Annotated in this window: 6 protein-coding genes; 3 read left to right on the top strand and 3 right to left on the bottom strand. The window is 56.3% G+C overall.

Annotated features, from left to right (window positions below; translation table 11 throughout):
• Positions 1-45: 45 nt before the first annotated feature.
• Both BX592_RS19345 and BX592_RS19340 read right to left on the bottom strand, forming a co-directional pair.
• A complete protein-coding gene (locus BX592_RS19345; protein WP_134193451.1) occupies positions 46-3,858 on the bottom strand; it encodes an RHS repeat domain-containing protein in 3,813 nt (1,270 codons plus the stop codon).
• A gap of 27 nt (positions 3,859-3,885) precedes the next feature.
• Entirely contained in the window at positions 3,886-6,447 is a 2,562-nt protein-coding gene (locus BX592_RS19340; protein ID WP_134193449.1) for a hypothetical protein, read from the bottom strand.
• A gap of 448 nt (positions 6,448-6,895) precedes the next feature.
• Between BX592_RS19340 and zwf the strand changes: the two genes are divergently transcribed.
• Complete coding sequence (gene zwf / locus BX592_RS19335; RefSeq protein WP_134193447.1) at positions 6,896-8,380, top strand: glucose-6-phosphate dehydrogenase; 1,485 nt, start codon at positions 6,896-6,898, stop codon at positions 8,378-8,380.
• 157 nt (positions 8,381-8,537) lie between these two features.
• On the top strand, positions 8,538-9,581 hold the full coding sequence (locus BX592_RS19330; RefSeq protein WP_134193445.1) for an STAS-like domain-containing protein: 1,044 nt from the start codon (positions 8,538-8,540) through the stop codon (positions 9,579-9,581).
• Positions 9,582-9,685: 104 nt separating this feature from the next.
• On the opposite strand, the gene BX592_RS19325 is transcribed toward BX592_RS19330, so the two are convergent.
• Positions 9,686-10,645, bottom strand: coding sequence for a LysR family transcriptional regulator (locus tag BX592_RS19325; RefSeq protein WP_134193443.1), 960 nt, complete (start codon positions 10,643-10,645; stop codon positions 9,686-9,688).
• Between the two features lie 508 nt (positions 10,646-11,153).
• On the opposite strand from BX592_RS19325, the gene BX592_RS19320 reads away from it, so the two are divergent.
• Entirely contained in the window at positions 11,154-12,167 is a 1,014-nt protein-coding gene (locus BX592_RS19320; protein WP_134193441.1) for an AraC family transcriptional regulator, read from the top strand.
• Positions 12,168-12,244 lie beyond the last annotated feature (77 nt).

Genomic DNA, 12,244 nt, shown 5'->3' with positions numbered 1-12,244 from the left:
GCAGTCCAGGTCGACGGCGCGTATCGAGACGTTTTGCCGATACGCTCATGACGAAGGCATCGTCCCGTCGCTGACCGCGGCGCATCCATTGGCGGTCCGGATAAATCGGCTCACCTGGTTTTGCGCTGCCCGCACCTCGTCCACGAGCGTTTGCCCACGGTAGTACAGCTGCCGTAGGTCGCTTCCGTTGAGTATCTGCGCCGCCAGCATGTCGTTTGCGTCATAGTGGTACTCGGCGGTCGACCCATCTGGCGAAGTAACCGAAGCGAGCCGCCCGGCTTTGTCGTAGCTCAGCGTCCGGCTCTTTTCATCTTTGCTCATGCGACCATTCGCGTCGTATGAGAGAGCGATACTGGACGGGTAGGCACTGTTTCCAGCGTGCGTCACCGATGTCAATTGCGTCGGGTCGGACGCATTGTCGTAATGGAAGGTCGCCGTGTCCTGGTCCCCGGCGTTCTGCGCCATCGCCGTCACGCATTGCGTGATGTTGTCGAGCATGTCGTAAGTGAAGCTTTGCGACGCGATCGCCTGACCGTAGCCGTCGACCGGAGGCTGGCTCCCAGTCGAGCACGAATAGTTGACCAGGCGATTGCGACTATCGTATTCGTACTGCTCGTCTCTCAGAACTTCGCTTCCTCGCACTGTCTTGCGTGACTGCAATTGGTCGTTCGCGTAGTACGTGCTCGTGATCGTCACGATCGGCGCGCCACCGCTTGGGGCGAGTTCGCGAGTGATCTCCCGGCCCAGGTCGTCGTACGTCAGCTGCGTCGTAAGCGATGCGCCTGAACTCGAGTCTGTCGCTTTCTGCGTGTACAGGCGCCCAGCGGAATCATAGGCGAACGCGACAGAGACAGCACTGTCGGCGATTTTCGATAGCCGGCCGTACGCATCGTACGAGATTTGTTGAACGTCGCCCGAGACGTCCGTGTAGGAGAGAATCTTGCCCTGCAGCGTCCAACCGTAGTTGGCTTCACGTGGCGGGTCACTCTTCCAGGTGAACTGCTCGGCAGAGAGACGGCCAGCGGGGGTCCATTGCGATGAGCGGAAAAGACTGCCGGTTTCGTTCGCGTCGATTGGGCGTCCTGTCCTGGCTTCGTACGTGAAGTCCTGAGCAAACGATTGTCCGTCGCCCACATGGCTAATCGCATTTTGCAGTTGTGAAACGTAGCTGTAGGAAAGCGTGATGCCCGCGTTGTCGGTGACGGTTGCAGGGTCATCACTGCCACCGCTATAAGAGCGAATCTCAGTGCGGCCGCCGGTCTGTGTTTGCGTCGTGCGGCCGAGTCCATCGAATGTCTGGGTTCCCAGATCGACCTGATTGGCGGACTGGCTGACCTTGATGCTCGCGATCAGAGATTCTGTCGAGTGGGTGTCGTATGTTTTCTCTATCACTGTGCCGTCGGGTGCGGTCTGTTTGCTCACCCGATCGAACTCGTCATAGTCGTACCCGGTGCTATGGCCTAACTCATCCGTCATCTGGCGCTGCCGCCCGGCGCCGTCATACACATAGGTCGTTGTGCCGACGGTTCCCTGGTCCAAATCCTTTCTTTCAACCTTGAGTGGATTCCTGTTTACGTCGAATGTGGTGATCTGGGATCCGACCAGCGGCGTTCCCGTATTATCGGTAATCTGCTCGGTCTGGGTCAGTGCGACCGGGTCATAGATTTCATACTTTGTTTGTCCGCTGTCATATTGGATTCCCTTTCGAGCGCCCCAGTCGTCGTACAGAAAAACCATTTGTTTCTGGTAAACCGTGCCGGTGTTTAATGGATCGGGGTAATCCGTGGTTGTCAGGTTTGCCGGGTGGCCGAATGCGTTGTAGTTGATGACGGCGATATCAAAAAAATTACTGTTTTGACCGGAATCAATCGAGTTTTGGCACAAACGGATCGGGCGATGTCGTCCGTCGTAATGGATCTGTTGTACGTTGCCGGATGAATCTGTATATGTCGTTATAACGTCGGTTACCTTGCTTTCGTCACCCGGGTCATCGCGCTTGATTTCGTATGAAACAGAAATCTGATTCTCGTATGGCGTGCCCGGATTGAGAACCCGGGACACGAGCCGGCCTAGCGGGTCATAAGTATATTCAGTATCGTTCCCCAGGTTGTCCTGCTCGGACAACAGTTTATTACTTAACCGCGAATGGCTGGTTGACTTTGTTTTCATGGTTTTGTCATACCCCGTCAGTGTGGCGGTCTGTTTCAGCACGTCCGATTCGATTTCGTACGTAAGCGAAAGGGTGTAACCGGGGGTGTCATCGATTAGTGTATTGGTCACACTCGCGACACGGCCGTAGTTGTCCGCATCCGCTGTTTCGTATGTAATGCCGTTCGATTGCACCTTGCTGTCGTCGCGGAAACCTGTCGTCATGCACAGTAGAGCGCAAGTCGCTGCGGGGCTGCCCGAACGCGTGTCGACGCTTGTGTACTTGAATTGCGCCTGTTTGCACGAGAAATCATTGAGGTCCGATGCGACGGGAGTAACCGTTCTGGTCTTCAGGTTGGTAACGAAGCCGTACGGATCGGGCGGGCAACCAGTGTATTCGTCGTCTGGCTCGCCTGCGGCGGGATAGTACGTCCATTCGATCGATTCCTTGCCGGTCGTGTGTTTTGTCAACCGGTTTCCGTGTTCATCGTAGGTCGTGTCCACCGTTTCTGTTCGCGACATACCACCCTCAGTCCAGACCATCGTCCGCGTGGTCGGTTGCTGAAATTGCGGCGGTTGATCTTCATATTCCAGGCCCGGCTGTGCATAGTATAAAAAGTTGGTTTCTCGCGTACTTGAACCCGTCTCGATCGTTTCAGTAACCAGCATGTGATAATTGTTGAATTTGCGAGTCGTGGTTTTCGTGTTCTCACTGCCGTCCGATACGGTTTCGGTACTTGTATAGAAAACGGTGTCGCTCAGTACAGTGCTACAGTTGTCCTGTTCTGCATCCCATGAGTTTGCAATCCCGAAACCCAGATAGTTATAGCTGCTATAGGCGTATGTGGTCGTCGTGTCGGGTTGAGACATTCCCGGGGACTGAATGTATTGCACTACGGCTGGCAATGCAGGCATATTTGCGCTCGGAGGAAACTGCATCACGGCGTCTTTATAGCTGGCGGACTCCACATATCCCGACGGGTCAGTGATACGCGTCAGCAACATTTCACCGCCCACGGTAGTGTATTCCAGGTTCCACGTATAAATGTCCGAGCCGGCCGAGATTTGGTACGAAGTCAGATAGTTGTTTTGTGTTCCGATCGAAATCTGATACTCCTCCGATGTATCAGGGTAAATTCTGATACTGCAGGCGGGATCGTATGTGAATTCGCAGAGCAGGTTTTTTTCGTCCTTAACCCAGACAAGCTGGTTTTGTCCTGCATTGGTTTGCCATGACAGATTTAACTGATAGCCAACAGGCGTTATGATTTGAATCGGGACAAAATAATCGGGTGACATCCCGATGGAACTCAAGATTTCGACTTCACCTGATTTCTTGATGTAGTGATATTCGGTGTTCGATATTTTAATAAAAGAAAAATTCTCGGCGTTTTTCTGCTTGATGCTGACCGACAATCCATCACCAGATTCTATTGTTTTGTATTGTTCGCCGGTGCTTGTCGTCAACAGATGATTTAATCGGTCATAGGAGGAAAGGCCGAGTGCGCAGCCAATTCCCAGTGCAGATGAATTGTCGGGGTTGAATGGAGCATACTGGATCGCCAAAGATAGCTTGGGGCCCATGGCATTATTTCCTGTCAGATCCGCAATATTCAGTTTGGCAGTAAATTGCCCAGTCCGGGCATTGACGTTGCCACTTGCAGGATTATGGAAATTTGAGCCGGCCTGGCTGAAGAAAGTGGAGGGCATTTCTATTCCATTCTGATAAGAAGTGACCTAATTTGGATCCATGACAAAAAAGCTTGTGACATTATTTTGTGTGCAAACCCAGACCAATCCCGTGTTGCCGTATTGATCATAAAAATTCACCGTTGCAACCCAGTAGCCGGAATCGCCTGCGTCATAATAGTCGGCATTGGTTGGTGCATGTAATGTATAGAATGCTGGTCCATCCGTCTGATCGGACGATACGTCGATACAATCGTTCGATGCCGGCCAAAAAGGATCAGAGTGTGTCCCGTCATTTAATGTCAAAAACCATGCCTGTGCGTGGACATTTCCCGGATAATTTCCGCCAAAACAAAATGCATTGTCCAGATGATCCATCTGATCATCGTTGATTCCCATCACGTTATAGTCCGGACCGTTTGCCGGCGCGGTGCACCGCACGCTAGCACTTTTAATTAAAACGGCATTGGAATCCGAGCTGGCGGGGCAGAGGTAATAATATTTAACAGTGTAAGATACACCGGTCTTTGTTTGGAAATCGATATTTCCCCCTTGATCGGCGCCATCAAGATATTTCATTTGAAAATCGCTGGCGCTATAGATTCTAGGCGGGTCAACGGCAATATTCAACGTTTTAGCGAATGACCCACTATTCGATCGTGTTGTTTGATTAATGGATCCGGCCTCAAATTGAGCGGCAATCGTTATGGTTGTGCTGTCCATCGGGTCGGTATTGAACACATAATAAATAACGGAATACTCGCCTGGGGCATTGTCCGATGGACGTACTGTTAGTTTTCTTGCACTCGCTGAAACGTCGAATCTCGCAACGGCGTAGTCGTTCCTGGTAGTCGTGTAACCCAGGCCTCGGTCACTGGCGGAGTTAAGCGGCATCCCGTCCGAATCGTAGACAAGGGAAATTGCATCGAGCAACGCCTGATTTGATATCCCGGTCAATGGAAGTCCGTCGGTGTCATTACATTTCACGTCGACGACAACACCGACCTGGTTGAGGCCGTTTGCGTATATCGCGCATTGTGAACTGTCTGTGTCGTCTTCAAACATGCAAGTTAAACCAGTTAAACTGCCTAAATTCCACCATTCGCCGGCGCTCGCTGTTATCGTTAATGAGCAATCGAAAGCAGAGCCAGCTTGAGTCGTATATGTCTGCCCACCAACTGTGAACTTCCCGGCTATCACCGATTTTGTTCCATCTGATGCCGCCGGCGCCGAAACGTAGAAGGTGGCCGAGTATGTACCAGGCTGCCCGTCGCCTGCGGTTGTTGTCCGTCGCTTGATCTGAGGCGGGTTATATTCGCTGGATGGCGTGCTGGTGTATGTGAGCGGATTACCGGGGGTACTGGACGTAAGGCTACTGGTCCATTGCAATTCGTTCCCCTGGTCATAGTAAATCAAGGAGGCTGGGCCAAAAAGATCATTGTTCGTGGGACCAGTGAGCGGTTGTCCATCCTGGTCGGTACAGGTAATCGAAAAGGTAACAGCAATTTGATATAGGCCATCCGCCTTTATCGTTTTGTCTTTCGAAGAGGAATAATCCGTAAAGGAAATGGAGAGCTTCGTTACGTCTTTCAGATTCCACCAGGCACTACTGATCGCAACGATTGTCAACGCCTTATCATAAGCGGATCCGCTTTGCGTAGTGGACGTCACGCCATGAGCGCTGAATTTTGCAGCGATCTGGCTGGTTGTGCCGTCAGCGCTAGCCGGTGCAGACACATAATAAGTAATATAGCAAGTGCCGTCTGAACTGCCGCCGATGTTGCCAACCGGGAGCTTATCGACATCCTTGCTCGCACTTGTCTGACTCGCAGCATGGCTCGTATAGAAAAGTGGATTTCCCTGGATATCGGGCGACGGATTTTCAGTCCATGTGAGTTCCGTACCTGAATCGTAGTAAATCAGGTCGAGCACGCCCGGCAAATTGTCCGGGAGTATTTGATACAGCGGATTTCCCGACGCATCAAGACATGTGACGGACAGCGTCACCGCGATCTGAGTACTACCGTCGGCCTGGATTTGCCTGCTCGTCGAAGTCGGATAGGCATCGAAAGAAATCGTCAGATTGCTGATTTTCCCCAGATCTTCGAATGCATCCGCTTTCGGGCAAATCGTCAGATGCCCACTGCTGACAGTTGGGGAAGCCGAGGTGCCCGGCTGCACGAACATTGCAGCAATATCTTTATTAATGCCAGTCTGACTCGACGGAGCGGACACCAGAAAGAGGATTTGAGATACCCCCGTGCCACTGTCTATCGAATATTCACCGTTCCACTGATAGGCGAGCGGATTGCCGGTGGTGGCCATTGTCGACTCATCGGTTTGTGAAACCGGAGTTTGATCGTCGTTATAGACAAGAGACAACGCATCGGCCAGATCCTGCCCCGAAAACCCGGTCATCGGCTGGTTGTTTTTGTCGAGGAATTTTGCCGAAACGGTGATGCTCAATTGGCTTTTGCCGTCAGCCGTTAAGAAACCAGTGGTCACATTATTTGTATCGTATGTGAACTTTATCCCAAGATTACTGATGCTGCCAAAATTATCCCAGACGGTTTCTTCGATATTGTTTTGCGGGTTGACGGTCCATTTCATGGCTTCACCTGGATAAGATCGAATGTGTTTGTCAACGGATCGCGGCTGGCGATCGAGCGGTACATTCACTGTAGGTTTATAGGAGAATATTGGCAATGTTAACGATCTCATAAATTCAAGAATTTTTATGTTATTTAGCGTGAATGTATTTATTGCGGGCGCGTGGCGCGCGAATATGATCTGGAACATACTTTCGAATTTAAACTGCTATCCGAAGTTAATTAATGATCAAGCGGTGGCAAACAGACCGCGCAACGTCCCCGAATGTCCGATGCATCCGGCACCAGTGAAGTCCGCACGACCGTTCGCCACTATCGGCACTCCACATGTGCAAATTCCTCAAAAACGTTGCACCATAGTGAGCTTGTGTGCGGCTGTGGAAGAAGCGACCACCTATGTCGCCGCGCACGTTTTCCCTGAACCGCTCCTACCTTGGCCCTTCCGCGCTATGACGACTGCCACCGCCTCCACTACGCCGGACCACCCCCTCGACATGATCATCTTCGGCGGCGCCGGCGACCTGTCCGCCCGCAAGCTGCTGCCCGCGCTATTTATGGCGCACTCACACGGCAACTTGCCCGCCGACACCCGCATCCTCGCGATCGGCCGTCGCGACTGGACGCGTGAGCAATATGTGAACTTTATGGACGAGCATTCGAAGCCGTTTATCGACCGCAAGGCGCTCGATGCGGCGGCGTGGGACAAATTCATCGCGCTGTTCGAATATGTGCGCGTCGACGTCGACAACGCAGAGGACTACGCACGCCTCGCACAAGCCTCGCGCCCCAACGCCCAGCGCATCTTCTATCTCGCGACCTCGCCGGACCTTTTCACGACGATCTGCGACAACCTTGCGTCGAAGTCGCTGATCGACGCAAACTCCCGCGTCGTGCTCGAAAAACCCCTGGGCCACGACCTCGAATCCGCGCAAGCAATCAACAATTCGGTGGGCAAGCACTTCGCCGAAACGCAGATCTACCGGATCGACCACTATCTGGGTAAAGAGACCGTGCAGAACCTGATGGTGCTGCGCTTCGGCAATGCGATCTTCGGTCCGCTGTGGCAGGCGCCGTATATCCGCAGCGTGCAGATCACAGTCGCGGAGACGGTCGGTGTGGGCAGCCGCGCGGGCTTCTACGATCAGACCGGCGCAATGCGCGACATGGTGCAGAACCACCTGCTGCAACTGCTGTGCATCGTTGCAATGGAGCCACCGGTATCGCTCGATCCGGACGCGGTCCGCGACGAGAAGCTGAAGGTGCTGCGCTCGCTGCGCCCAATGACGGCAGAGGACATCTCTCGCGATACCGTGCGCGGCCAGTACACCTCCGGCGCGGTCGGCGGCGAGCCCGTGAAGGGCTATCTCGAAGAAGACAACGTGCCGAAGGACAGTCACGCGGAAACCTTCGTCGCACTGCGTGCGCACATCAACAACTGGCGCTGGGCGCACGTGCCGTTCTTCCTGCGCACCGGCAAGCGGATGGCAAAGAAGCTGTCGGAGATCGTGATCGAGTTCGCAGACCTGCCGTTCTCGATCATGCCGAATAGCCCGTGCGGCCCGCGCAATTGCGGCAACCGGCTCGTCATTCAATTGCAGCCTGCCGAATCGATCCAGTTGCAGATGCTCGCCAAAGAGCCGGGCAGCGGCATGCGCACGCTGCCGGTCAATCTGAATCTGGACCTCGAGCAGGCATTCACCGGCCGCCGCGCGGAAGCGTATGAGCGGCTGCTGATCGACGTCGTGCGCGGCCGTCTCACGCACTTCATGCGCCGCGATGAACTGGAAGCCGCATGGGCGTGGGCCGATCCGATCATCGAAGGATGGAAGCTTGCCGGCGACCGGCCACGGCCTTATACGGCCGGCACGTTTGGTCCGGGCGCATCGACCGCACTGGTGACGCGGGAGAATATGGTCTGGTCCGAAGAGTCCTGACCTGAAGCAGGTTGGCCGAGCCGGCGTCCCCCGCGCTCGGCCCACGTCTGCCTGCGCTGAAGCGACGCCACCGGCACCCGCATCGCCACGTAAGGTTGACAATAAAACCCTTAAAGTTGACAATAAAGCCAGCTAAAGTTGTCAAAAGGGTGCCGTCGTGTCTAGCAGGGTCCGCACAGAGGGCGAACAGGTTCGAACGTTTCTGCTCGAGCACATCGAATCGCACGTCGACGTGGTGTCGCTCACCGCGGACCGGTTCTCTATCAGTCGCCAGGCCGTCAACAAGCACCTGTTGCTCCTGCGCGAGCAAGGCGCAATCGTGAAGGAAGGCAGCACACGGGATGCGCGCTACCGGCTCGTTCCGCTGTTCACGGAGACTTTCCGGTTCCCGTTGACGCAACCGCTCGAAGAAGACGTGGTATGGAACGAAGTGGTCAAGCCGCTGATCGAGCCGCTTCCCGCGAACGTCATGAATATCTGGCACCACGGCTTCACCGAGATATTCAACAACGCGATCGACCACTCCAGCGGCACCGCGATTCTCGTCAAGGTGACGCAAACCGCGGTGTCGACGGAAATGATGATCTCCGACGACGGCGTCGGCATCTTCACGAAGATTCAAACGCACCTGAACCTTCTCGACGAGCGGCACGCCATCTTCGAACTGGCCAAAGGCAAACTGACGACCGACCCGAGGAATCACTCGGGCGAGGGCATCTTCTTTACGTCGCGGATGTTCGACCAGTTCGGCATTTTGTCGGGCGCGCTCTATTTCGATCACCACAAGGAGTCGTACGAAGACATCGTGATGGAGCGCGAGCGGGCCGCGCCCGGTACATCGGTTTTCCTGACGCTGAGTAACCGCGCCACGCACACGGCCAGGGAAATCTTCGACGAGTACACCGAAAGTGATGACTACACGTTCGACAAAACGGTCGTACCGGTCGATCTCGCCAAATATGGGACCGACGACCTGGTATCGCGGTCCCAGGCGAAACGGCTGCTCGCGCGACTGGATCAGTTCAGAAGGGTGGTGCTCGACTTCAGGAACGTCGACACGATTGGACAGGCGTTCGCCGATCAGATCTTTCGCGTGTTTGTCGATGAGCACCCGCAAACGCAGCTGTTACCGGTCAATGCAAATCCGGCTGTCCAGCAGATGATTTCCCGCGCACGCGCGCAGCGGGAAGCGGCGCGGTAGTCCGATTACCCCTGCGTGCACGGGGCGGCGCTATACAAAGAAAGATCGCGCTGCCCCTGCGCAAGACGTTGTTGGCCCTGTCGCGGCCTGCAACGCCGACAGAGTTACGCGGTATGCAACCCGCCACGCATCAGCTCCCGCACCCGCGACATATCCGCCTCGACATGGCCTGCGTGCTCGAACAACTCCGCCAGCCAATCGACGAACGCCCGCACGCGGGGCGACACGCGCCGTCCCTTCACATACGCAATCGACACGGTAGTCGGCAGCGGTCGGCATTCCGGCAGCACCTCGCGCAGCATCCCAGCGTCGAGCCACGGCTGCGCGGCGATTCTCGCCGGCTGAATCAACCCGAGCCCTTGCAGCCCGCAGGTCAGGCAAGCCTGCTCGTCGTTCACATTGACAAAGCCGTCCACCTTCACCGCGAGGGGACTGCCGTCGACCTCGAAATCGAAGCTGGCCGAACGCTCGCTTTGCCGCCCGGTGCAATTCACCGCCACGTGCCGCGCGAGATCGTCGAGACCTTCCGGCATGCCAAAGCGTTCGAGATACGCCGGGCTCGCGCACGTCACATGTTCGAGCGTGCCAAGGCGCCGCGCATTGAGGCCTGAGTCCGGCAGTTCGCCTAACTGGATGCTGCAATCGACCGCCTCGCCAACCAGATCCACCGGGCGATTGCTGACACCGATCGACAGCTCGATGTTAGGAAAGCGCGCATGAAAATCGTCGAGCGCGGGCAACACGAGCGCAGTCGCCACTGCGCCCGGCATCTCGACGCGCAGTCGTCCGCTCGGATTCGCGTTGGTCTGCCGCAAGCTCGCTTCCATCTCATCGATATCGGCGAGAATCTGCGCGCAACGTTCGTAGTACGCGGCGCCCTCCGGCGTGAGTGACAGACGCCGCGTCGTGCGGATCAGCAACGCGGTGCCGAGCAGCGCTTCAAGGTTCTGAACGATCGTCGTCGCACTCGCCCGCGGAATGTTCAACGATTCCGCGGCGCGCGTGAAACTATTCGTATCGACGATCCGGATAAAAGTACGCATGGCCTGAATACGGTCAATCACAGGGCTTCTCCACTGAAGAACTTCCTGATCAAACATGCAGCAACGACGAGCGGCCGGCGTGCCGTTCCAGTCGGAAAGGCACGCCGGCACTGCGGGGTAGAACTCGGGTCATGCCGCTGAACTGCACGCGGCGGTTAATGGGCAAAAGGCAACACGGCAAAAAAAGCGAGGGTCAATGCGCTGCCGCCCGTCGTGGTCATGTGGATTCCTGCAAAAGAGACCTTGGGCTTAAGTCATTCGCATCATCGCGTTCCCGCATTCCGCTATCCGGCGGGCGTAGCATCGACGCAATCGGCACGGCAAGCGCGGCTTGACGCCAAATGGAAGGTCTCTCGTCAGGGTTCCCATATTAAGCAGCGCGACCGGTCCAGGGAATACCTGGACGTCTTGAAGGCTTGCCTATTTCTCGCGTCGTCGTACGCGGAAGTGCATTTAATGCTAGATTTCAAGCCTGATTCTGTGAAGCACAAGAGATGTGCAGAGCCGTTCCCCCCCGACAGGTACCGTCATGACGTTCCTTCCCGAACTTTCCGAACTACCCAAACTGAACGACGCATCAGCGACTCGCGCGCAGCCCCGTGCGATCAGCCGCGCGCAGCGGCATATGGCCGATCTGTTCGACCGGCTCGCGCCGACCGACGGCTTTACCTTTTCGTGCGTGCCCGGCGTCAAGCTGATGCGCGCGAGCCGCCCGATGCCGCGTCACCCGGTGATGTACGACCCGATGATCGTGATTGTCTGCCAAGGCCGCAAGCGCGGTTATCTCGGCGGCGAGTCGTATGTGTATGACGCGCAGCAGTATCTGGTCGCATCGGTGCCGATGCCTTTCGAATGCGAGACCGAGGCGAGCGAAGCCGAGCCGTTCCTCGGCATTGGCATCGATATCGACCTTGGAATGGTCGCCGAGCTGTTGATGCTGGTCGAAGACAATCGCGCCGACGCGCACGACGAACCGCGCGGCATTTATTCGACGCCGCTCGACCCGACGCTGTGCGACGCGGTCGAACGCCTGCTCGAAGCGCTGGCGGCGCCGCTCGATGCGCGGGTGCTCGCGCCGTCGATCGTGCGCGAGATCTGCTACCGCGTGCTGACTGGCGAGCAGGGCCACGCGATTCGCGCGGCGCTCACGCATCAGCAGCATTTCGGCCGCATTGCGAAGGCGTTACGGCGCATTCATAGCGATTACGATGGCGCGCTCGATGTCGATACGCTCGCGCGCGAGGCGGGCATGAGTCTCGCAGTGTTTCACGCGCACTTCAAGAACGTCACGTCGACGTCACCCATGCAATACGTGAAGACCACGCGCCTGCATCATGCGCGCCTGCTGATGCTGCAGGACGGGCTCAACGCGGGCGCGGCGGCGGCGCGCGTCGGCTATGAAAGCGCGTCGCAGTTTAGCCGCGAATTCAAGCGGCTTTTCGGCCTGACGCCGACCGACGAAGTGCGGCGCATGCGCGGCTCGCTGGAGGCGCCGCCGGTCAGCATTGCGCCGGCGCCGCGGCATCTGGTTGACGCGCGCTGAGCTCGGCGCGTCGGCGCGATGGGCTGGCTTGGCAGGCGCGTGCGGACGCGCCACAAAAGCGGGTAATCCTTATACCA

The organism is Paraburkholderia rhizosphaerae (assembly GCF_004366595.1).
GTDB classification, from domain to species: Bacteria; Pseudomonadota; Gammaproteobacteria; order Burkholderiales; family Burkholderiaceae; genus Paraburkholderia; species Paraburkholderia rhizosphaerae.
Note: the sequence above shows the minus strand (reverse complement) of the source record. Positions and strands in the feature narration are given on the sequence as shown.